The following is a 20,739-nucleotide window of genomic DNA, read 5'->3' on the forward strand; positions in this document are numbered from 1 at the left end:
GGAGCGTATATGGACAATTCCCAGAACATCATCGCCCGCTCCGCCACCACGACGACGCCCCCGCAGGTCCGGGGGCATGTCGACGAGGTCGCCAAGCTGATCGATGTCTCCAAGTGCATCGGTTGCAAGGCGTGCCAAGTAGCATGCATGGAGTGGAACGACCTGCGCGACGATGTCGGCGAGTGCCACGGCACCTACGACAACCCTACCGACCTGACCTCGGAATCCTGGACCGTGATGCGATTCAGCGAGTACGAGACGCAGGAGGGCAATCTCGAATGGCTGATCCGCAAGGATGGCTGCATGCATTGCGCCGAACCGGGCTGCCTGACGGCTTGCCCGGCCCCCGGGGCGATCGTGCAGTACGCCAACGGGATCGTCGACTTCGACTCCAACCACTGTATCGGCTGCGGGTACTGCATCACCGGGTGCCCGTTCGATATTCCGCGAATCTCGCCCAAGGATCAGAAGTCCTACAAGTGCACCCTCTGTTCGGATCGGGTCAACGCAGGGGTGGAGCCGGCGTGCGTCAAGACCTGCCCGACCAACTGCATCGAGTTCGGCACCAAGGAGGACATGCTGGCGCGGGCGGAGAAGCGGGTGGGCGATCTCAAGGAGCTCGGCTTCCGCGATGCGGGTATCTACGATCCGGCCGGGGTCGGCGGCACGCACGTCATGTACGTGCTGCATCACGCCAATGATCCCAATCGCTACAGCGGGTTGCCCAAGGATCCGCGCATCTCGCCGCTGGTCGGGGCGTGGAAGGGCGCGACCAAGCCGATCATGTCGGCGATCATCGGTATCACCGCGTTCGCGGGCGTGATCCATTACATGACAAAGGGGCCGAAGGAGGAGCCGGAAGAGCACGCGGGGCATGGGCAGGACGACACGCCGCCGCCTCACTCGCTCGGCTACGATGCCACCCGTCCGCGGGGAGAAGACCGATGAAGATGCCACGCGATCGTCTGATTCGTTATTCGCCGCTGGATCGCGCCAACCACTGGACCATGGCAATGGTCTTCGTGCTGTTGGCGCTCTCCGGACTGGCGTTCTTCCATCCGGCCTTCTTCTTCCTCAGCCATACGCTGGGCGGGCCGGTCTGGGCGCGGATCCTGCATCCGTTTCTCGGGGTGGTGCTGGTGCTGCTGTTCTACGCCATGGCGGCCCGGCACGTGCGGCGCAACCTGCTCGGCGAGAACGACGTCCAGTGGGTGCGCCAGATCGGCGACGTGCTCGACAACCGCGACGAGAAGCTGCCGCCCATCGGCAAGTACAACCCGGGCCAGAAGCTGGTCTACTGGGCGCTGGTAGTGTCGATCGCGGTACTGCTGATCAGCGGCGTGATCATGTGGCGGCCCTGGTTCGCCGGCTATTTCCCGATCCCGCTGATCCGCTTCGCCAGCCTGCTCCACGCCGTGTCGGCATTCGTGGCCATCGTCACCATCGTGGTTCACGTCTACGCGGCCATCTGGGTCAAGGGCTCGATTCGTTCCATGACCCGGGGCTGGGTGACCCGCGCCTGGGCGCGCCATCACCACGGCCTGTGGGCCCGCGAACAAGAGGAGGCACAGCACCGTGAGCAGCAACCCTGATAACGAAAGCGAGCCGGCTGTCGCCGGCGAGCACGCCTTTGGCCAGGCGCCCCCGTCACCGGGGGCGCCTCCGATGGTCGGTCTGCCCTCGCGCAAGCTGTTTGCCGAGCGCGCCCGGCGGCTGCGTCAGCTGGCCGAGCGTGTCCCGGCGATGGCGGCCTACCTGCAGTTCATGGCAATGGTGGTCGAGGCGCAGCACCGAATCGTTCAGCAGCCGCGTCCGGCGTTGACGAGCGGGGCGGAGCTGGCGATGCGTCATGGCATTCCACCCTTGTCGATCGACGGCCTGTGGCGGGACATGTCGTGGCACGACGATCTCGAGGCGTTGCTGGAGGAACTCGACGCGCAGGTGGTAGAACCGCAGCGAGGCTGGTTCGAGGCGTTGCGCCGGCTTCCGCAGACGGAGCGTGCCGAGCTGGCCCACGCCATGCTCGAGGGCCGGCCGCTGTCGCTGGAGCAGCGTGCCATGGCACCGCTGATGGGCGCCGCGCTGCAAGTCGCCTGGACGCGTCAGGCGCGGATGCTGCCCGCCACGCCGCCCAGACCGGCGGGCGCCACCAGCGGCCTGTGCCCGTGCTGCGGGGCTCCTGCCGTCGGCAGTCTGATCCAGATCGGCATGGCGCGTTCCCGGGTGCGCTACCTGCAGTGTGGCCTGTGTGCCAGCGAGTGGTACGCCGAGCGCGCCAAGTGCGCACAGTGCGGTGACAGCAAGACACTGGACTACAGCGGGCTCGAGGACGAGCAGGGCGAGCGGGTATTGCCGATTCAGGCCGAGACCTGCGATCACTGCCACAGCTATCTGAAACGGGTCAATCGCGAATGGGAGGCGGACGCCGACCCACTGGCCGATGACCTGGCCAGCCTGGCCCTGGACATGATGATTGCCGATCGGGATCTGGCGAGGCGCGCTTTCAACCCCCTGCTGGTGCTGGGCGAGCCGGCCTAAGCTTCGAGCTTCGAGCTTCGAGCTTCGAGCTTCGAGCTTCGAGCTTCGAGCTTCGAGCTTCGAGCTTCGAGCTTCGAGCTTCGAGCTTCGAGCTTCGAGGAAGGGATTGCGAACTTCGTGAGTTGGCGAGGATCGTTTTCGCGGCACGCGGCACGCGACTTGTATTGGTGCCAGCTCGACGATTAAATCGAGATTCCAATCAGCGACCTCGAGCCATTCATGCCCGACACGATCGCCTCATCGATGGATCTCCGACGCCAGTTGCCGGGAGTGACGACACTGCTCGAGCATCCCGAACTCCAGCCGTGGCGGCAGCGCCACGGCGATCGGCTGTTGATACGCGCCATTCGCGAAACGCTGGCGCTCTTTCGCCAGCGTCTGAGCGTCGGCACGGCGACCTTCGAAGACGTCACCGGCTCTGCCGATGGCTGGCCCAGTGACTCAGGATTGGTCGATGCGATCACGGCCAGACTCCAACGTCTGGTGCTGCCCAACATGCGGTCGGTCTTCAACCTGACCGGCACCGTCATACACACCAATCTGGGGCGTTCGCCGCTTTCCGAGGCGGCCATCGAGGCGGTGGTCCAGGCTGCCCGCCATCCGGTCGCGCTCGAATACGATCTGGAACAGGGGCGGCGTGGTGATCGCGACCGTCTGGTGGAGTCGCTGCTGATCGAATTGACCGGCGCCGAAGCGGCAACGGTCGTCAACAACAATGCCGCTGCCGTGCTCCTGGCACTCTCAGCCCTTGGGGCCGGCCGCGAGGCGGTGATTTCGCGTGGCGAAATGATCGAGATCGGCGGCGCGTTTCGGATACCGGACGTGATGTCCGCCGCCGGCTGCCGGCTGGTCGAGGTCGGCGCCACCAATCGTACCCACGCGCGGGATTTTCGCCAGGCGCTCGGCGACGACAGCGGGCTGATCGTCAAAGCGCATACGTCCAACTACGCGATTACCGGGTTTACCAGCAGCGTGCCGGAACATGAGCTCGCCGCCATCGCCCACGATCACGGCATTCCGTTCATGGTCGATCTGGGCAGCGGCGCACTGACCGATTTTCGCGCCTTGGGCCTGCCTCATGAGTCCCTCCCGGCGGAGGCGATCGCGGCAGGGGCGGATCTGGTGACCTTCAGCGGCGACAAGCTGCTCGGCGGCCCTCAGGCGGGCATCGTCGTCGGCAGGCGCGAGCTGATTGCCAGGCTCAAGCAGCATCCGCTCAAGCGGGCGCTGCGCTGCGACAAGCTCACGCTGGCGGCCCTGGAAGCCACGCTCCGCTGCTACCGGGACAGCGATTCTCCGGCACGCGCCTTGCCGGCGCTGGCGATGCTCGCCCGGGACCTCGACGCGATCGTCGAGCAGGGGAAGAGATTGCAGCCAACGCTCGAGGCGGCGGTCGACGGACTCGCCGGGGTGAGCTGCGAGGATTGTCGTAGTCAGCTCGGCAGCGGATCGTTGCCGGTCGACCGTCTCGATAGCCGCGCCCTGGTGCTGCGTTGCCGGAGCGGTCGCGAGCTATCCCGGCTCGAGCGTGCGCTGCGCGCCTTGCCGCGTCCGGTGATCGGGCGTGTACACGATGGCGCGCTGTGGCTGGATCTGCGCTGCCTGGCGACCGAAGCGGACGAGCGGCAGTTCGTCGAGCAGCTCGGCGAGATTCGGCAGCGCTGGAGTGAGCAGGCATGATCATCGGCACGGCGGGTCACGTCGACCATGGCAAGACGGCGCTGATTCACGGTCTGACCGGCATCGCTACCGACCGCCTGAAGGAAGAGCGCGCGCGCGGGCTGACCATCGAGGCCGGCTACGCCTATCCCGAATCGCCACCGGCGTTCGACGGCGCCACGCTGGGCTTCATCGATGTGCCCGGCCACGAGCGCTTCATCGCCAACATGCTCTCCGGCGCCGTCGGCATCCAGGCGATGCTGCTGGTGGTCGCCGCCGATGACGGCATCATGCCGCAGACCGTCGAACATGCCCGCATTCTGGAGCTGCTGGGAGTAACGCGGGCCTGGGTGGCGCTGACCAAGATCGATCGTGTCGAGCCGTCGCGCGTGGCCCAGGTGACGCAGGAGCTGCGGCACTGGCTGGTCGGCACCGTCTTCGCCGATGCGCCGGTATTTCCGCTTTCCAACACGTCGGGAGAGGGCGTCGAGGCGCTCGGGCAGGCGCTGTGGACGGCAGCGGCCGATGTGTCGAGAGACAATGTGTCGAAAGACAATGTGTCGAGAGACGATGCGGCCTCGAGCGGACCTTCGGCGGCGCTGGCCGATGCGGGCCGTTTCCGGCTCGCCATCGATCGCGTCTTCGTCAAGCGGGGCGCCGGCGTGGTGGTGACCGGCACGGTGCGCAGCGGGCGGATCGCGAGTGGCGACAGAGTGCGGTTGCTGCCGTCGGGCCTGACCGCCCGAGTGCGAGGACTGCGTTGCCAGAATCGCGACACGGCGTCCGCGAGCCGTGGAGAGCGCTGTGCCATCAATCTCAGCGGCGCCGATATCGAGTCCGGACGTCTCGCGCGGGGGGACTGGGTGGTCGCCGAGGCTTCCCGGGTCACCGATCGCCACCGGCTCGACGTGGTGCTGCGCGCGCTGCCCGAGTCGCCGCCGATCAAGCACTGGGCCCCGGTTCATCTGCATCACGGCAGTGCCCACGTCACCGGACGGATCTCGCTGCTGGAAGGGGAAACCCTGGCACCAGGGGCGTCGATGCTTGCCCAACTGGTGCTCGAGTCCCCACTCCAGGCGGCGCACGGTGACCGGATCGTGGTGCGCGATCACGGCGCCAGCCAGACGCTGGGAGGTGCCAGCGTGCTCGATGTCGCGCCGCCTCGAAGGGGCGCGCGAAAGCCGGAGCGTCTCGCCTGGCTGCGCCAGTTGCGCGAATACCTGCCGGATGCCGGCGGCCTTCAGGACAGCAGTGCTTTCTGGCAACGGCCGATGACCGACGGGATCGGTATCGATCTGTCTGCGCTGTCGGACAATCTAGACCGGGATACGAGCGAGCTCGAGCGTAGTGCAACGCTTGCGGGCTGGTGGGTCGTTGCCGGTCAGGGATGCAGTCACGCGCTTCCCGAGACGACGCAGCAGACGCTCTATCGCAAGGCGCTGGACCGGCTGGCGCAGTTGCACGAGCTGGAGCCGGCGATGCGCGGCGTCGATATCGATCGCCTGCGCCGGATGGTGGCGCCCCAACTGCCGGCCAATCTGTTCCGGCCGCTACTGGAACGCTGGAAAACGGGTGGCGAGATCGTGCAGCATGGTCCGTTCCTGGCCCTGGCCTCCCACGAGGCTTCGCTGTCGCCGGAAGAGGCCCGGCGCTGGCAGCAGGTTCGCCCGCTGCTGGAGGCCTCCCCTTACGATCCGCCGCGTGTGCGGGATATCGCCCAGCAGTTCGGCTGGGAGGAAGGCGAGGTTCGGCGTCTGCTGAGAAGCTGTGCGCTGCTCGGAAGCGTCTATCAGCTGCGCCAAGATCATTTCTTCCTGACGCCCCATGTCGCCGAGCTGGCTGGCGTGATTCGCGAGCTGGATAGCGAGGCGTCGCCGGGGGCGAAGGCGGCGGATTTTCGCGACCGGGTCGGCTGCGGGCGGAAACTGGCGGTGGCGATTCTCGAGTTTTTCGATCGAATCGGCTTCACGCGGCGAATCGGGGATAGTCACAAAGTGATCCGGGAGGATATGCTATTCGAATGACGGGTTTGGCCTTCGATGGCCGAACGCCTGGAAGAGAATCGTTCCCCGGTGGGGCGCCAGGACTTCAACTCCTGTAGGGGCTGCCAGCAGTCCCTGGTGGGTTCGACTCCCTCTCTCTTCCGCCACCCTTTACCTGTCCGGATGCGTCGGTTGTTGCCGGCGACCGCCGTTGGTGTCTCGCCCTGCGTCAAGCGCCTGGGCGATGATGCTTGCCGGCTGCAAAAAATTACGCGCTTTTATCGAAGCGCTGATCATCTATAAGCGCATGATTAAGAACACTTAAGTTTTGCTATTAACAAAACTGATAGAGAGATTACGAAAAATACGTTGGAGAGCCAGCGATGACGGTTCATCCTGAGGGTGCCCACTTAGCCAAGTGGCTCTCACCGCAAAGGAACGTGGGAGTGGGCTCTTCTTTCCAATCGCTGCATTTTTTGCTCTCTGCCTTTTTTGTCCCGTGCTTTTGCTGTCCCGTTCTGGCGTGTGCGACACGTCGACGTCGGCGATCCGTTCGTTATCTTCACGCTATTCCTATTCGCTCCATCCCTGCCCGCTTCCGTGCCGTGAGGCCAGTCTTCCCTGAGGGGCCTGTCGACAAGGCGCTTTCTCTTCGAGGCGCAATCCTTACAATGAGACGCATCAAAGCATCGCTATCGATGGAGAGACAATGCAAGGTTCCCTGATAGGTATCGTGGTGGGGCTGGTCGTCTGGATGTCGACGGCCGAGTGGAGTTGGGGAATCGGTGCCGGCATTGCCGTCGGGATCGCCTGGGATCTATGGCGACAGCGTCCGGGGCGCGGTGACGACTGATACCGTGGTCGAACTTCGGACTTTCGTCACCGGATGGTGACGATCCCGCGTTGCTGTCGATGGCGGTGCCTAGAGCTATCGTCAAGGCAAGGCAGGCGTTGTAATACAATAGCGTCGGGGTCGTGCGCTAAGATTCGAGGACATTCCCGTCAGGACAGGTCTCATGGCCTCGCACGATCATTCTCGTCACGATTCACACGATCACGCTGGCAAGGGCCATGCTCACAGCGAGACTCATGGCCATTCACAGGATCACGACCATTCCCATGGCCACTCTCGTGATGGTCACTCCCATGATCATTCCCATGACCACTCGCACGATCATGCGCCAACCGTAACGGCGGACAGCGCCAAGCGGGTGAGGCTGGCGATGATCCTGACCGCCGGGTTCATGCTGGCCGAGGTGGTTGGCGGCTGGATCTCCGGCTCCCTGGCCCTGCTGGCCGATGCCGGGCACATGTTCAGCGACAGTTTCTCGCTCGGTCTCGCGCTGTTCGCGTTCTACATGGGCGACAAGGCCCCGGACAAGCTGCGCACCTTCGGCTATCAGCGCTTTCAGGTGCTTGCCGCCTTCGTCAACGGCCTGACGCTGCTGGCGATCGCGGTATGGATCTTCATCGCCGCGATTAGGCGATTTACCCAGCCGGTCGAGGTGCTGGCGGGGCCGATGATGGTGGTGGCGATCCTGGGGCTGCTGATCAACCTGGTGGTCTTCAAGATCCTGCACGGCGGGGATCAGGAGAATCTCAACCTGCGCGGCGCCGTGCTGCACGTCATTGGTGACCTGCTGGGCTCCGTGGCGGCGATCGTCGCCTCCGTCGTCATCCTGCTGACCGGCTGGACGCCGATCGATCCGCTGCTGTCGATGTTGGCTGCGGGACTGATCCTGCGCGCCGCCTGGAAGATTCTGCGGCGCTCGTCGCACACCTTGCTCGAGGGCACGCCGGAAGGAATCGATATCGGCCAGATCCGCCAGGCGCTGCTTGGCGTCGACGGGGTCAAGAGCCTGCACGACATTCATGTCTGGGGGCTGACGCCGCAGGATCCGCTGCTCAGCGTGCATCTGGTGATCGAGACGCCGGAGCTGCACGATGACGTGATCGAGCGCGCCTACGACATGCTGCAGAGCCGCTTCGGCATCCAGCATGCCACGCTGCAGGTCGAAACCCGAGACTGCCTGACCGGCGGGGAGTGCAACCACGGCATGGTCGTGCATCCATGAATCGGCCGCCGTCTCGATGATCGGGATTCATGACGACGGCGGGAAAGTTTCATTGGCCGTGATCGCCTCGGGCAGGCAAAATCGCCGACATCCGTCGTCAATCCATCATCGGTGGTCGTTTTCAGGTCACGGTCCGAGAACGACACCTTCGGCTGGCGTGTCGTCACGCTGGCTTGCATCGAAGAGAGTCATATCATGAGCACGCAGCCGCCGCTGGGCATCAGTTTCGAATTCTTTCCTCCCAATACCGAAGCAGGAAGGGAAAAGCTCGGCGGGGTACGCGATGCACTGGCCGCGCGGAATCCGCGCTTCTTCTCCGTGACCTACGGTGCCGGCGGTTCCACTCAGGCCCGGACCTTCGATACCGTCAAGACGGTGCGTCGCAGCGGTGTCAGCACGGCACCGCATCTGTCGTGCATCGGTAGCGAGAAAGGCGCGCTTCGCGAGCTGCTCCAGACCTATCGCGAGGATGGCGTGGACAGTCTGGTGGCGCTGCGCGGCGATCTGCCGTCGGGCATGGGCGGTGCCGGCGAGCTGCGCTATGCCAACGAACTGGTCGAATTCATCCGGGCCGAGACCGGCGATCATTTCGAGATCGCGGTAGCGGCCTATCCGGAAGCGCATCCGCAGGCACCGAGCTTCGAACGGGACCTGGAAAACTTCGCCCGCAAGGCGAAGGCAGGTGCCGACCTGGCGATCACCCAGTACTTCTTCACCGCCGACGCCTACTTCCACTTCGTGGATCGGGTAAGGGCGATGGGCGTCGAGATCCCGATCGTGCCGGGGATCATGCCGATTACCAACTACACCAAGCTGGCCCGCTTCTCCGATGCCTGCGGCGCCGATATCCCACGCTGGATCCGCAAGCAGCTCGAAGCCTACGGCGATGATAGCGAGAGCATTCAGGCGTTCGGCACGGAGGTGATCTCGAATCTCTGCCAGCGCCTGCTGGATGGCGGTGCGCCGGGCCTGCATTTCTACACACTGAATCAGTCGGCGCCGACGCTACGGGTACTCGACAACCTCGCGTTCAAGCATTGACCCGAACTCGACTATTGACCAGGTGATTCGCGTCATCGTCGTGTGTTGTCTAATTTGAAGTCTGTCACCCACGGACAGGAAGACGACATGCGACAGAAGACACTATTGGCGCTCGGCGCAAGTCTGGCAATGACGCTGAGCACTGCGGCCCAGGCCGAGACCCGCGTAGAGATGCATTCGGTCTCCAGCGACGGCGTCGGCGATAGCGTCGGCACCGTGATGGCCGAGGACACCGAACACGGCTTGCTGCTGACGCCGGATCTTTCCGGTCTGAATCCGGGGATTCACGGGTTCCACCTCCACCAGAACGCCAACTGCGAGACCAGCAAAAGCGATGGTGAAGTGACGCCCGCTGGCGCCGCTGGCGGGCACTTCGACCCCGAGGGGACCGGCACTCACCGAGGGCCATACAGCGACGAGGGCCATCTTGGCGATCTCCCCGCGCTGATGATCGATGAGGATGGCAATGCCACTACGCTGCTGTTGGCCCCCCGCCTGGAGGAGTCCGACTTGAGCGGTCATGCTTTCATGATCCATGAAGGCGGCGACAACTATTCCGACGAGCCCAAGCTCGGCGGTGGCGGTAGTCGGGTTGCCTGCGGAGTTATCAAGAGCAGTTGATCCGTGCCTGTCAGAAACCCACCGACGACGGCTCTGCCACTGGCAGGGCCGTTCTGCGTTGCGGGACGGTGCGCGTTATCCGTTCATTCTGCGTAAGCTATTGTTTTCAGGACAGCCATCGCGCCATAATCTGTTCATTTATCCAGGTATGGGGCGCCCGGGCCGATGGCCAATTTTCGAACGCATTTGGGCGTGGCAAGCGTCGGAGGAGCCGTCGTCGCTCAGGCCGGTTGGCAGGCGGGGCAGTGGACCGGTTGGCAGGCGCTGGCCGTAGCCTTGCTCGTGGCGTTCGGCGGCATCCTGCCGGATATCGATGCCGACCAGTCCCAGGCCATTCGCCTGATCTTCAATATCCTGGCCGTCGTCGCGGTGGTGCTGGCGGTGCTGGTGCTGCAGCACAGGGTCACGCCGGCCTATCTGTTCGTTGCCTGCGGCGGTGTCTATGTCGGTGTCCGCTATCTGGCCGGCGCCCTGTTTGCCCGCTTCACAGTGCATCGCGGGCTCTGGCATTCACTGCTGGCGGCGGGCGTCAGCGGGCTGTCGACTGCAGCGATCAGCTTTTCGCTGCTGGGTCAGCCGGAGCGGCTGGCCTGGATCCACGGGCTGGCGATGACGCTGGGCTTCGTCATTCATCTGACGCTGGACGAGCTGTACAGCGTCGATCTCACCGGCGCGCGACTCAAACGCTCTTTCGGCACGGCGCTCAAGCTGTTCAGTTGGCAGGCGCCGGGCAGCGCGCTGATGCTGGCGCTGGTATCGGCACACCTGCTGAGCTGGCTGCCTTCCTTCGCGGCACTGCGCCAGCTGATCGCGCAAGGCATGGCGCTCTGGCACTGACGCGGAACCGTCGCGCCGCATTCGATGGCGAGGGAAGCGTAATTCGCCTTCCCGGAGTGGGGCGAGAAGATCGGCAGGCGCTCGGTCCGGTTTCTTTCTACACTCATCGTCTCTCTAGACTCTTCTTCTCCGACAATTATCCTCTCTACGTACTTGAGCGGTAGACGCTCATCTCGTCCGCTCGACGTGCCATCCCGCCATTCACGACAAGGAGGTCGCTATGCATCTGGTATTCGACGTCAATGAAACGCTGCTCGACACGCGCGCGCTCGATCCGCTGTTCCAGCGCTGGTTCGACAGCGAAGCCGCACGTCCGGAGTGGTTCCTGACCCTTCAGGAGCGTTGGATGACGACCAACCTGATCGGGCGATTCGAACCCTTCTCCAACCTCGCCAGGAGTGCGCTGCGCCAGCTCGGTGCCAAGCAAGGCGTCGCGATAACTGCCGACGACGAGCAGGCGCTGGTCGACGGTATCCTCTCGATGCCTGCCCATGGCGACGTCACGGCGGCGCTGACGACGCTTCGTGATCAGGGCCATACGCTGACGGCACTGACCAATAGCGCGCTGAAGGCGGCGCATCAGCAACTGGAACATGCCGGGCTGGAGGGTTACTTCGGCGCCATTCTCAGCGTGGAGAGCGTCGAGCGCTACAAGCCTGCGCCGGAGCCCTATCGCCACGCGGCGGCACACTGGGGCGTGAATACGCACGAGATGGCAATGATCGCCGCCCATGGCTGGGACTTGATCGGAGCCCATGCGGCCGGCATGCGAACCGGCTTCGTCGCGCGGCCGGGCAAGGCGATGGATCCGGCACTCGATGAGGTGCCGGATTGGCATGACGACGATCTGGCACGTCTGGTCGAGCGGATCATCGCTGCCTGACGAGGCCGACCGTCAACCTCGTCGTTCTCGATATCAATACGGCTTGCGGGGATCGAGAATACGCACCGGCGTGATCTCTTCGCTCGCGGGTCGCTGGCGCTCCCGAGGCTGATTCACCCGGGTGGGGACTTCCGGGATGGTGTCGTCCTCGATGGGCAGCTGTTCGAAGAAGTCACAGCTCACGCAGTCCCGATAGCGAATGCCGTGCTGTTCCCACGAGCGGATGCGATCCATGGCCGAACAGCGCGGACAGATCGCACCGGCGATGAAGCGTTTCGGCGTCTGGGTCATGCGTTACCTCGCAATCGTTGAGCGGACGCCCGCAGGCGTCCACTCGGCTCATTGATGAAACCGGCGATCATGCCGCGTTCCGGGGTTCGATACCGGCATGGCGCAGCAGCGGATCGATGCTCGGCTCGCGGCCGCGGAAGGCTTCGAACAGTTCCGCGGCTTCCCGCGAACCGCCCTGTTCCAGAATCGTCTCGCGGAAACGGCGGCCGGTTTCGGGATCGAAGATGCCGGCTTCCTCGAAGGCGCTGTAGGCATCCGCGGAGAGCACTTCGGCCCATTTGTAGCTGTAGTAACCGGCGGCGTACCCCCCGGCGAAGATGTGCGCGAAGCCGTTCTGGAAACGGTTGAAGTCGACGGTGGGTACGACCGAGGCCTTGGCGCGTACGTCGTCGAGCAACGCTTGAACGTCCGCCGCAGTCGGCTTCTGGCACTCGTGGTGCAAGCGGAAATCGAACAGCGAGAACTCCAGCTGACGCATCATCTGCATCGCCGACTGGAAATTGCGCGCGGCCTGCAGCTTGTTCAGCAGGTCGTCCGGCAGCTTTTCGCCGGTATCGACGTGACCGGCAATCAGGTCGAGGCCCTCTCGCTCCCAGCAGAAGTTTTCCATGAACTGGCTCGGCAGCTCGACGGCGTCCCAGGCAACCCCGCTGATGCCGGAAACGTCGGCGACCGACTGTTGCGTCAGCATATGATGCAGGCCGTGGCCGAATTCGTGGAACAGCGTCAGCACTTCGTCATGCGTCAGCAGCGCCGGCTTGCCGGCGACCGGAGGCGTGAAGTTGCAGGTCAGGTAGGCGACCGGCAACTGAAGCTCGCCATTCTCGCGCTGCAGGCGAGTCCGGCAGACATCCATCCAGGCGCCGCCACGCTTGCCTTCCCGAGCGTAGAGATCCAGGTAGAAACCGGCGATGGGGCGATCGCCGTCGAGCACGTCGAAATACTTCACGTCGGGGTGGTAACGCGGCGCTTCCGGGTTTTCCGCCATGCGGATGCCATAGAGCTTTCCGGTAACGCGGAACAGCCCTTCGACGGCACGCGGGGCGGGGAAGTAGGGGCGCAGCTGCTCCTGGGAGATATCGTAGCGGGACTGCCGGAGCTTTTCGCTGGCAAAGCCGGTATCCCAGGGATTCAGCGAGTCGAGGCCGAGGGTCTCCTTGGCGAAGGCTTCGAGTTCGTTGAACTCGCGCTGGGCCTGTGGGTGCGCACGTTCGGCGAGGTCGTCGAGGAACCCCAGCACCTGTTCGGGCGTTTCGGCCATCTTGGTGGCCAGAGAGTAGTCGGCGTAGGTATCGAAACCGAGCAGCTTCGCCAGTTCCTGGCGCAGCGCCAGCGTTTCCTCGATGACCGGGGCGTTGTCGTTCTCGCCGGCCTTGGGCCCCTGGTCGGAAGCGCGGGTGACGTAGGCGGTATAGACTTCGCGACGCAGCTCGCGATCTTCGGCGAAGGTCATGACCGGCAGGAAACTGGGCACGTCGAGGGTAATCCGGTAGCCGGTCTTGCCCTTGGCTTCGGCATTCGCCTTGAGCGTTTCGAGGGCGCTTTCCGGCAAGCCGCTCAGGCGCTCGGCATCGCCCAGGTCCAGCTGCCAGGACTGCGTCGCGTCGAGCAATTGGTTGGAGAAGGTGTTGCCTAGTTCCGACAGGCGGGCCTGGATCTCGCCGTAGCGCTTTTTCTTCTCGGCCGGCAGATCGACGCCTGCCAGGCGGAAGTTGCGCAGCGTATTATCGATCGCCTTGCGCTGGGCGGTATCGAGCGTGGCGTACTCGTCGCTCTCCCGCAGGCGTTCGAAAGCCTTGAACAGCGCGGTGTTCTGGCCGACCCAGGTGCTGTATTCGGACAGCATGGCGAGACACTGCTGGTAGGCATCGCGCAGGGCATCGTTGTTCATCGTCGAGTTGAGATGCGACACCGGCGACCAGGCCTGGGAGAGGCGATCTTCGAGCGCTTCCAGCGGCGCGGCGAGCGTCTGCCAGCTCACGTCCTGCTGCTGGGCGAGCGCCTCCGTGGCCTGACGGTTGTCGGCAATGATCTTCTCGATGGCCGGGACGACGTGTTCGGGGCGAATCGCCTCGAACGGCGGCAGGGTATGATGCTCGAGCAGCGGGTTATTCGACATGGTCACCTCGGACGATGGAATCGGTTTCATCCTATATGGGGGGAGCCGGCACCGCTTTCAATCCGAAGCCCTGCTCGGGTTACGGTCCAGATCGATCCCGGGTACCCACACGCATGTTCATTCCGGGTTCCAGCCAGAATACGCGGGGCGAAAGCGTCGGCACGCTCGAGATTGGCGCTCCGCCAGGTGCCTGATAGGCTCTTCGCGTTTTCGTTATCGTCGCATGGCATCATGGCCTGCCGACATCGGCCGCAACCGTCAGACATAGGTCTCGAATGATGAGTGAAACTCTGGAGCGCTGGCAGTCCCGCCGCGCCTTTATTCTGGCGGTCACCGGTGCTGCCGTCGGCCTGGGCAACATCTGGCGCTTCCCTTACATGACCGGCGAGAACGGGGGCTCGGCCTTCCTGCTCCTTTACGTCGTCTTCGTGTTGCTGCTGGGGCTGCCGATGATGATGGCGGAGATCATGATCGGGCGCGCCGGTCGCCGCAGCCCGATGCAGGCGCTGGCTTTTCTGGCAGACGAGGCCGATGTCAGCCTCCACTGGAAATGGCTGGGGCTGTTCGGCGCGATCACCGTCTTCTTCATCCTGTCGTTCTACTCGGTCGTTTCCGGCTGGTCGATCGAGTATCTGGTGAGTGCCGTGAACGGCAGTTTCGTGAATCGTTCGCCTCAGGAGATCGGTGCGAGCTTCGATGCGTTTCTGGCCGACCCGCTGCGCATGACCTTCAACCATACCTTGTTCATGCTGCTGACGATGTCGGTGGTGGCGGCCGGCATCGCCAACGGTATCGAGAAGCTCAACAATATGATGATGCCGCTGCTCTACGGCATCCTGATCGTGCTGGGGGGCTACGCGGTGACGACCTCCGGCTTCGGCGCCGCCATGCACTGGCTGTTCACCCCCGATGTGTCCGCGATTACCTGGGGCGTGGTGCTCAACGCCATGGGGCACGCCTTTTTCACCCTGGCCGTGGGGGCCTGCGCGTTGATGGCGTATGGCGCCTACATGCCCGATGAGCAGAGCCTGCCGAGGGCGGTCTTCGGCGTGGCGGTGCTCGATATTACGGTGGCGCTGCTTTCCGGCATCGCGATCTTTTCCATCGTTTTCACCCATGGTCTCGATCCCGCCGAGGGGCCGGGGCTGATGTTCGTCACGCTGCCGATCGCCTTCAGCGAACTGCCCGGCGGGCAGGTCTGGCTGGGTGCCTTCTTTCTGTTGCTGCTCGTCGCGACCTGGACCTCCTCGATCAATCTGGCCGAGCCGATGGTGTCGATGCTCGTCGGGGCCGGATGGCGGCGTAGCCGGGCTGCTATCCTGATCGGGGTGGCGGTGTGGCTGGCGGGGCTGCTGTCGGTGTTGTCGTTCTCCACGCTGGCGGATGTGCACTGGATCGGGGAGATGAACTTCTTCGCGCTGGTGTCGACCATACCGCCCGATATCTTCCTGCCGGTCGGCGGTCTGCTGATTGCCATCTTCGCGGCGTGGAAGATGTCCCGGGAAGCTGCCATGGCAGCGTTGGGCGTCGGCCCCGGCGCTTTTCGTCTGTGGTTGGGGCTGGTGCGCTACGTGTCGATTCCGCTGACCGCTGTCGTGCTGATGACGAGCCTGATGTAGACAATGCTTCCGATAGTCCGACGTATTCTGGATAGCAACAGGAGTGAAAACCATGGCAATTCGAACGTTTCAGGGTGTCACGCCCAGCCTTGGCGAGCGGGTGTTCATCGATGACACCAGCGTCGTGCTGGGGGACGCCGCGCTGGGCGATGACTGCTCGGTATGGCCGATGGCGGTCATTCGCGGCGATGTGCACCGCATTCGTATCGGCGCACGGACCAGCGTGCAGGACGGCTGCGTACTGCACTGCACCCACGCCAGCGACTACAACCCGGGCGGCCATCCTCTGGTGATCGGGGACGAGGTCACGATCGGCCACCAGGCCACGCTGCATGGCTGCAAAATCGGTAATCGCGTGCTGGTCGGGATGGGCGCCGTCGTGCTGGATGGGGTCGTGGTCGAAGACGAGGTGATCATCGCTGCCGGCGCCATGGTGCCACCCGGCAAGGTTCTGGAGAGCGGCTATGTCTACGCCGGTAACCCCGCCAAGCCGCTACGTGAACTCAAGCCCGCGGAGCGGGAGTTCTTCGCCTACTCTGCCGCCAACTACGTCAAGCTGAAGGATCAGCATCTGACCGGCGAGTGATCAACTATCGCGGCGGTCGTTCAGCAACTGCGATCGCCTTTCGGCGCGCCGGGCTCGAGATTCGGCGCGCTGCAGGTCCATCAGCCCCGCCTTGACGTAGTCGAGATGCTCGTGCGCCAGTCCACGGGCGTCCTCGGCGCGGCCTTCCAGGATTGCCTCGAGCAGGGCGCGGTGCTGTGCCATCAGTCGTTCGCGGGCGTTGGGGCGCTCGAACAGATGCGCGAGATTGGCCACGATGCTCTTCTCCAGCAGGTGAAAGAGACCGCGAATGGTGTGCAGCATCAGGACATTGTGCGCCGCCTCGGCAATCGCCAGGTGAAAGGCGGCGTCGGCCTTGGCTTCGCGTAGCGGATCGCTTTGCTGGTCAGGATCCTTGTAGCTTCTGTCCAGCGCCCCGAATCGCCGTTGCAGCATCTCCTTGTCCGCTGGTGTCGCCCGCATCGCCGCGTGGTAGGCGGTAATTCCTTCCATGGCGTCGCGGAATTCCAGCACGTCCAGATGAAACTCCTCGTGGCGTGACAGCATCTCCAGCATGGGGTCGCCATAGCTGTCGGCGAGACGTTCGCTGACATAGGTACCGCCACCCTGGCGACTGGTCAGAAGGCCGCGAGCGGCCAGCTTCTGGATGGCCTCTCGCAACGAGGGGCGCGAGACCCCAAAGCGCTCGGCCAGCTCTCGTTCGGCCGGCAGGCGATGGCCGGGCTTGAGGCTGCCCTCGAGGATCATTGCCTCGAGGCGTTCGGTAATGACGTCGGCCAAGCGAGGTTGTCTGACGGAGGGGTAGGCCACTGGTCGGACTCCTGGTGGTAGTTTGAAATTGGTTTTACCAATATTGTGGCATCTTTCAAAGATGTCCGGTCAGAGAAATGCGCTTTATAACGGCAGATAAACCAAAGTATAAGGGCGTGGAGCGGGAATTCGCGGGCTTTCGTTTGACCCTCATTTCTGAGCGGTAATAATGGGGTGAATTGAAGTGTCAATTGGTAAAACCAAAAACGGGCCTGTGCGGACATTATCCAGTCCTTATGGCAGGATCCCGACGAACCAGGACCATGACATGACGCCAGTCAAGCTCTATCCCGCCAAGCCCGAGAAGGTCTACCTGTTCGGCACCTGTCTGATCGACCTGTTCTATCCCGAGGCGGGGATGGATGTCGTCCACCTGCTCGAGCGGGAGGGAGTCGAGGTCATCTACCCGGACGACCAGACCTGCTGCGGTCAGCCCGCCTACACGTCCGGCTACCATGACGAAGCGCGTGCCGTCGCTGCCGCGCAGCTCGATCTGTTCCCGGAACCGTGGCCGATCATTGTGCCGTCGGGCTCCTGTGGCGGGATGATGCGCACGCACTATTCTCAGCTCTTTGCAGATAGCGAACGCCAAGCGCAGGCAGAGGCGGTAGCGTCGCGAGTCTTCGAACTGACCGAGTTCCTGGTCCATGTCTGTCACGTGCGGCTGGTCGACCGGGGTGAACCGCAACGGCTGGCAATGCATACGTCGTGCAGCGCTCGACGGGAGATGGGGCTGGCGGAGACGGGGCCGCAGCTACTCCAGCAACTGAGTAACGTGACGCTGGTCGAGCAGGCGCACGCCGCGGAGTGCTGCGGATTCGGCGGTACCTTTGCCGTGCGTCATCCGGAAGTTTCCGCGGCGATGGTGGCCGACAAGGGCGCGGCGTTCGAAGCCGCGGAGGCGGAGCACTTCGTGACGTCCGATTGCGGTTGCCTGATGAATATCGATGGTCATCTGCAGCATGAACGGCGCGCGCTCCGTGGCGAGCATATCGCCAGCTATCTATGGAGGCGCACGGCATGAGTGCTCCCTCGACGGCCAAGTCCCCCAAGGAAACGCTTCAGGGCGGGGCGGCGACGCCGGAAGTCCAGACGTTCGATCCACGGCATTTCCATGCGCAGGCGCACGATGCGCTCAACAACCCGCAGATCCGAAGTAACTTTCGCAGCGCAATGGATGGGCTGATGCGCAAGCGTCGGGATGTCTTTGCCGAGTGGGATCTCGAGACCCTGCGTCAGCTGGGAGCCAACGTGCGCGCCCGAGCGCTGGCCAAGCTGCCGGATCTGCTGGAGCAGCTCGAACGCAACTGTCAGGCCAACGGTATCCAGGTCCACTGGGCAGAAAATGGCGACGAGGCCTGCCGCATCATTCGAAAGCTCTGCGAATCGCGGGGCGCCAGGCGGATGATCAAGGGCAAGTCGATGGTTTCCGAGGAGATGCATCTGAATGCGCATCTCGAAGCGGCGGGCATCGAGGCGCTGGAGTCGGATCTCGGTGAATACCTGGTACAGATGGCCCACGAGACGCCGTCGCACATCATCATGCCGGCGATCCACAAGAATACCGGCGAGATCGCCGATCTCATGCATGACAAGACCGGCATCGCGCGAACGCTGGATGCCGATACGCTGACGGCGGCAGCGAGGGCTCAGCTCAGAGAACGCTTCCTGACCGCGGACGTGGGGCTTTCCGGTGTCAATTTTGCGGTGGCAGAGACCGGCACGCTTTGCCTGGTGGAAAACGAGGGCAATGGGCGGCTGACCACCACGGTGCCGCCGGTGCATATCGCGGTGACGGGGATCGAGAAAGTCGTCGAGCATCTGCAGGATGTCGCGCCTCTCTATGCCTTGCTGACGCGCTCTGCCACCGGGCAACCGGTGACGACCTACTTCAACATGATCTCCGGGCCGCGCAAGAGCGAAGAGCACGACGGCCCGCAAGAGGTCCATCTGGTGCTGGTCGACAATGGCCGGTCGCGCATCTATCAGGACGACGAACTGCTCGATACGCTGCGCTGCATCCGCTGCGGTGCCTGCATGAATCATTGTCCGGTCTACACGCGTGTCGGCGGGCATACCTACGGCACGACGTATCCGGGGCCCATCGGCAAGATTCTGATGCCGCACTTGCTGGGGCTGGAGGCGACGCGCGATCTGCCGAGCGCGTCCAGTCTGTGTGGCGCCTGCGGCGAAGTCTGTCCGGTCAAGATTCCGATTCCCGATCTGCTGGTGCGGCTGCGCAAGGAGTCCGTCGGCGAGGGGCGTGGCAACGTACCGGGCGCCGGGGTCAAGCGTAATGCCAAAGAAGTCGCGGCCTGGAAAAGCTGGCAGTGGGTAGCGACGCATCCCGCTTTCTGGAGGTTGGGTACGGGCGTGGCCGGACGCTTTCGCCGGCTATCTCCCGGCCACCTGCCGCCATGGACGGACTATCGCGTGGCGCCCAAGCCCGCGAGCAAGACACTGCATGCCATGATGCGAGAGCGGTGCCGAACGGAGAGCGACTCATGAGTGCAAGGGAAGCGATTCTCGAACGTCTGCGCCAACGCCTGGATGGCGATATTGCGGTTCCGACCAGCGACTTTACCGTCATGACGGCGCGAGGCTGGAACCGGGAAGAGCGGCTGGCGCGTTTCGAAGCGATGATTACGGCGGTGCGAGGCGAGGTCGTGAAGACGTCCCGCGTGGACTGGACGCAGGCTCTGGTTCAGGTCCTGGCCGACAAAGGAGTCGGAACGCTGGCGTTGGGGCGTCTCCATGACGTGGCTAGCGAGGCTCGGGAAACACTGGCGGCGCATGATATTGCGCTGGTCGACGCCGATCGGGATATCGAAAGCTGGAGTCGGGAACAGTTCGAGGATGTCGATGCGGGCCTGACATCGACGCTGGGCGGTATCTCCGAGACCGGCAGTCTCTTTCTATGGCCTACACCGGACGAGCCGCGGCGGTTGAGCTTGGTGCCACCACTGCATATCGCGGTATTGGATGCCGACCATGTTCACGACACCTTCTTCGATGTGCTGCGCGACCAGCGTTGGGCAGAGCGGATGCCGACAAATGCGCTGCTGATCTCGGGGCCGAGCAAGACGGCCGATATCGAGCAGACGCTGGTCTATGGCGTGCACGGGCCGAAGCAGCTCGTCGTGCTGTTGCGCCAGGCTTGAGGCACTGCTGACGACGCGGTCAGAGGCGTGCTTTGAGCCTATCGTGTCAGGTAATTGTTATCGATTTCACTTTTTTTGAGTCAGGGGCTTGCCAAGCGGGCATCGGATCCGTAAAGTACGCATCCGCTGACGCCGAGACAGGGTTTCGGAGGCAGCGGAGAAGAAGGACAAGCGTTTGATTTGATTGAAGAAATCGGTTGACGCAAGGTGGTGAAGCCGGTAAGATCGCTTCCCAGTTCTTCGAAGGGTCGGCTCCACCCAGTTTGATCGGAGCCAGCGGGATTCAACGAAAAAAGATGTTGACATCGCCGCCAAGATCCTTAAAATACGCCACTCCTTACGGCGGCCAAGAAAACGAGCGCTGACAAGCACTTGGGTTCGACGGCAGAAGCGAAACGCTTCGAGTAGGGACGCTCTTTAACAATCGATCAGGTAATTGATGTGGGCGCTTGTTCTCGCGTGACAGCCAGTCACGACATATCGAGGCAAGCGACTCGTCAAGATTCGTTTGACCTTGAACCAAGTTTGGTCCGCTTTT

Annotated in this window: 19 protein-coding genes and 1 tRNA gene; 17 read left to right on the forward strand and 3 right to left on the reverse strand. The window is 63.5% G+C overall.

The genetic code is table 11. The features are described 5' to 3' along the window. Positions 1 to 9: 9 nt before the first annotated feature. From fdxH to R3F72_RS09175, 12 genes are all read left to right on the forward strand, one after another. Entirely contained in the window at positions 10 to 948 is a 939-nt protein-coding gene (gene fdxH, locus R3F72_RS09120; RefSeq protein ID WP_332779495.1) for a formate dehydrogenase subunit beta, read from the forward strand. Then, the gene (locus tag R3F72_RS09125) at positions 945 to 1,592 is read left to right on the forward strand and encodes a formate dehydrogenase subunit gamma (RefSeq protein WP_071231415.1); all 648 of its coding nucleotides are present in this window, start codon (positions 945 to 947) and stop codon (positions 1,590 to 1,592) included. Before fdxH ends, R3F72_RS09125 begins: the two co-directional genes overlap by 4 nt. Further along, complete coding sequence (fdhE, locus tag R3F72_RS09130; RefSeq protein WP_332779496.1) at positions 1,576 to 2,538, forward strand: formate dehydrogenase accessory protein FdhE; 963 nt, start codon at positions 1,576 to 1,578, stop codon at positions 2,536 to 2,538. The genes R3F72_RS09125 and fdhE overlap by 17 nt, the downstream gene beginning before the upstream one ends. A 219-nt stretch (positions 2,539 to 2,757) precedes the next feature. Continuing rightward, complete coding sequence (gene selA, locus R3F72_RS09135; RefSeq protein WP_303855549.1) at positions 2,758 to 4,218, forward strand: L-seryl-tRNA(Sec) selenium transferase; 1,461 nt, start codon at positions 2,758 to 2,760, stop codon at positions 4,216 to 4,218. Then, complete coding sequence (gene selB, locus R3F72_RS09140; protein WP_303855547.1) at positions 4,215 to 6,221, forward strand: selenocysteine-specific translation elongation factor; 2,007 nt, start codon at positions 4,215 to 4,217, stop codon at positions 6,219 to 6,221. Before selA ends, selB begins: the two co-directional genes overlap by 4 nt. Positions 6,222 to 6,250: 29 nt before the next feature. Continuing rightward, a tRNA-Sec gene (locus tag R3F72_RS09145) sits at positions 6,251 to 6,346 on the forward strand. 542 nt (positions 6,347 to 6,888) lie between these two features. Then, positions 6,889 to 7,032 (forward strand): hypothetical protein, encoded by a 144-nt coding sequence (locus tag R3F72_RS09150; RefSeq protein ID WP_157957115.1) that lies wholly within the window; start codon positions 6,889 to 6,891, stop codon positions 7,030 to 7,032. Positions 7,033 to 7,195: 163 nt separating this feature from the next. Further along, positions 7,196 to 8,254 (forward strand): cation diffusion facilitator family transporter, encoded by a 1,059-nt coding sequence (locus R3F72_RS09155; protein ID WP_083387291.1) that lies wholly within the window; start codon positions 7,196 to 7,198, stop codon positions 8,252 to 8,254. A 195-nt stretch (positions 8,255 to 8,449) separates the two neighbouring features. Continuing rightward, positions 8,450 to 9,295: a methylenetetrahydrofolate reductase [NAD(P)H] gene (gene metF / locus R3F72_RS09160; protein WP_322528028.1), complete on the forward strand. Its 846-nt coding sequence runs from the start codon at positions 8,450 to 8,452 to the stop codon at positions 9,293 to 9,295. Between the two features lie 87 nt (positions 9,296 to 9,382). Continuing rightward, positions 9,383 to 9,916: a superoxide dismutase family protein gene (gene sodC / locus R3F72_RS09165; protein ID WP_071231412.1), complete on the forward strand. Its 534-nt coding sequence runs from the start codon at positions 9,383 to 9,385 to the stop codon at positions 9,914 to 9,916. Between the two features lie 165 nt (positions 9,917 to 10,081). Then, entirely contained in the window at positions 10,082 to 10,753 is a 672-nt protein-coding gene (locus tag R3F72_RS09170; RefSeq protein ID WP_071231411.1) for a metal-dependent hydrolase, read from the forward strand. 220 nt (positions 10,754 to 10,973) lie between these two features. Continuing rightward, complete coding sequence (locus tag R3F72_RS09175) at positions 10,974 to 11,636, forward strand: haloacid dehalogenase type II (protein ID WP_071231410.1); 663 nt, start codon at positions 10,974 to 10,976, stop codon at positions 11,634 to 11,636. Positions 11,637 to 11,669: 33 nt separating this feature from the next. Here R3F72_RS09175 and R3F72_RS09180 read toward each other — a convergent pair whose 3' ends face one another. Both R3F72_RS09180 and prlC read right to left on the reverse strand, forming a co-directional pair. Next, a complete protein-coding gene (locus R3F72_RS09180) occupies positions 11,670 to 11,927 on the reverse strand; it encodes a YheV family putative zinc ribbon protein (protein ID WP_087720402.1) in 258 nt (85 codons plus the stop codon). A 67-nt stretch (positions 11,928 to 11,994) separates the two neighbouring features. Next, positions 11,995 to 14,046, reverse strand: coding sequence for an oligopeptidase A (gene prlC / locus R3F72_RS09185; protein ID WP_303855540.1), 2,052 nt, complete (start codon positions 14,044 to 14,046; stop codon positions 11,995 to 11,997). 278 nt (positions 14,047 to 14,324) lie between these two features. On the opposite strand from prlC, the gene R3F72_RS09190 reads away from it, so the two are divergent. Together R3F72_RS09190 and R3F72_RS09195 are read left to right on the forward strand one after the other, a co-directional pair. Continuing rightward, positions 14,325 to 15,665, forward strand: a complete 1,341-nt coding sequence (locus tag R3F72_RS09190; RefSeq protein ID WP_332779497.1) for a sodium-dependent transporter — start codon at positions 14,325 to 14,327, stop codon at positions 15,663 to 15,665. A 52-nt stretch (positions 15,666 to 15,717) separates the two neighbouring features. Beyond that, on the forward strand, positions 15,718 to 16,251 hold the full coding sequence (locus tag R3F72_RS09195; RefSeq protein WP_332779498.1) for a gamma carbonic anhydrase family protein: 534 nt from the start codon (positions 15,718 to 15,720) through the stop codon (positions 16,249 to 16,251). Here R3F72_RS09195 and R3F72_RS09200 read toward each other — a convergent pair whose 3' ends face one another. Beyond that, positions 16,252 to 17,040 (reverse strand): GntR family transcriptional regulator, encoded by a 789-nt coding sequence (locus tag R3F72_RS09200; RefSeq protein WP_332779499.1) that lies wholly within the window; start codon positions 17,038 to 17,040, stop codon positions 16,252 to 16,254. A 268-nt stretch (positions 17,041 to 17,308) separates the two neighbouring features. Between R3F72_RS09200 and R3F72_RS09205 the strand changes: the two genes are divergently transcribed. From R3F72_RS09205 to R3F72_RS09215, 3 genes are read left to right on the forward strand one after another with little or no spacing between them, the layout of a single operon-like run. Next, complete coding sequence (locus R3F72_RS09205) at positions 17,309 to 18,064, forward strand: (Fe-S)-binding protein (RefSeq protein WP_332779500.1); 756 nt, start codon at positions 17,309 to 17,311, stop codon at positions 18,062 to 18,064. Further along, positions 18,061 to 19,548: a LutB/LldF family L-lactate oxidation iron-sulfur protein gene (locus R3F72_RS09210; RefSeq protein ID WP_332779501.1), complete on the forward strand. Its 1,488-nt coding sequence runs from the start codon at positions 18,061 to 18,063 to the stop codon at positions 19,546 to 19,548. Before R3F72_RS09205 ends, R3F72_RS09210 begins: the two co-directional genes overlap by 4 nt. Beyond that, positions 19,545 to 20,201, forward strand: coding sequence for a LutC/YkgG family protein (locus R3F72_RS09215; protein WP_332779502.1), 657 nt, complete (start codon positions 19,545 to 19,547; stop codon positions 20,199 to 20,201). The genes R3F72_RS09210 and R3F72_RS09215 overlap by 4 nt, the downstream gene beginning before the upstream one ends. Positions 20,202 to 20,739 lie beyond the last annotated feature (538 nt).

The sequence above is a fragment of the Salinicola sp. 4072 genome, assembly GCF_036663415.1.
Taxonomy (GTDB): domain Bacteria; phylum Pseudomonadota; class Gammaproteobacteria; order Pseudomonadales; family Halomonadaceae; genus Salinicola; species Salinicola salarius_A.

What these genes read in the sequence shown, in the direction of transcription:
- fdxH (WP_332779495.1), top strand. Translation starts at nt 10, where the DNA reads ATGGACAATTCCCAGAACATCATCGCCCGCTCCGCCACCACGACGACG.
- metF (WP_322528028.1), top strand. Translation starts at nt 8,450, where the DNA reads ATGAGCACGCAGCCGCCGCTGGGCATCAGTTTCGAATTCTTTCCTCCC.
- selB (WP_303855547.1), top strand. Translation starts at nt 4,215, where the DNA reads ATGATCATCGGCACGGCGGGTCACGTCGACCATGGCAAGACGGCGCTG.
- R3F72_RS09150 (WP_157957115.1), top strand. Translation starts at nt 6,889, where the DNA reads ATGCAAGGTTCCCTGATAGGTATCGTGGTGGGGCTGGTCGTCTGGATG.
- R3F72_RS09210 (WP_332779501.1), top strand. Translation starts at nt 18,061, where the DNA reads ATGAGTGCTCCCTCGACGGCCAAGTCCCCCAAGGAAACGCTTCAGGGC.
- R3F72_RS09195 (WP_332779498.1), top strand. Translation starts at nt 15,718, where the DNA reads ATGGCAATTCGAACGTTTCAGGGTGTCACGCCCAGCCTTGGCGAGCGG.
- prlC (WP_303855540.1), bottom strand. Translation starts at nt 14,046, where the DNA reads ATGTCGAATAACCCGCTGCTCGAGCATCATACCCTGCCGCCGTTCGAG.
- R3F72_RS09205 (WP_332779500.1), top strand. Translation starts at nt 17,309, where the DNA reads ATGACGCCAGTCAAGCTCTATCCCGCCAAGCCCGAGAAGGTCTACCTG.
- selA (WP_303855549.1), top strand. Translation starts at nt 2,758, where the DNA reads ATGCCCGACACGATCGCCTCATCGATGGATCTCCGACGCCAGTTGCCG.
- R3F72_RS09180 (WP_087720402.1), bottom strand. Translation starts at nt 11,927, where the DNA reads ATGACCCAGACGCCGAAACGCTTCATCGCCGGTGCGATCTGTCCGCGC.
- R3F72_RS09155 (WP_083387291.1), top strand. Translation starts at nt 7,196, where the DNA reads ATGGCCTCGCACGATCATTCTCGTCACGATTCACACGATCACGCTGGC.
- R3F72_RS09175 (WP_071231410.1), top strand. Translation starts at nt 10,974, where the DNA reads ATGCATCTGGTATTCGACGTCAATGAAACGCTGCTCGACACGCGCGCG.
- R3F72_RS09215 (WP_332779502.1), top strand. Translation starts at nt 19,545, where the DNA reads ATGAGTGCAAGGGAAGCGATTCTCGAACGTCTGCGCCAACGCCTGGAT.
- R3F72_RS09125 (WP_071231415.1), top strand. Translation starts at nt 945, where the DNA reads ATGAAGATGCCACGCGATCGTCTGATTCGTTATTCGCCGCTGGATCGC.
- R3F72_RS09190 (WP_332779497.1), top strand. Translation starts at nt 14,325, where the DNA reads ATGAGTGAAACTCTGGAGCGCTGGCAGTCCCGCCGCGCCTTTATTCTG.
- R3F72_RS09170 (WP_071231411.1), top strand. Translation starts at nt 10,082, where the DNA reads ATGGCCAATTTTCGAACGCATTTGGGCGTGGCAAGCGTCGGAGGAGCC.
- sodC (WP_071231412.1), top strand. Translation starts at nt 9,383, where the DNA reads ATGCGACAGAAGACACTATTGGCGCTCGGCGCAAGTCTGGCAATGACG.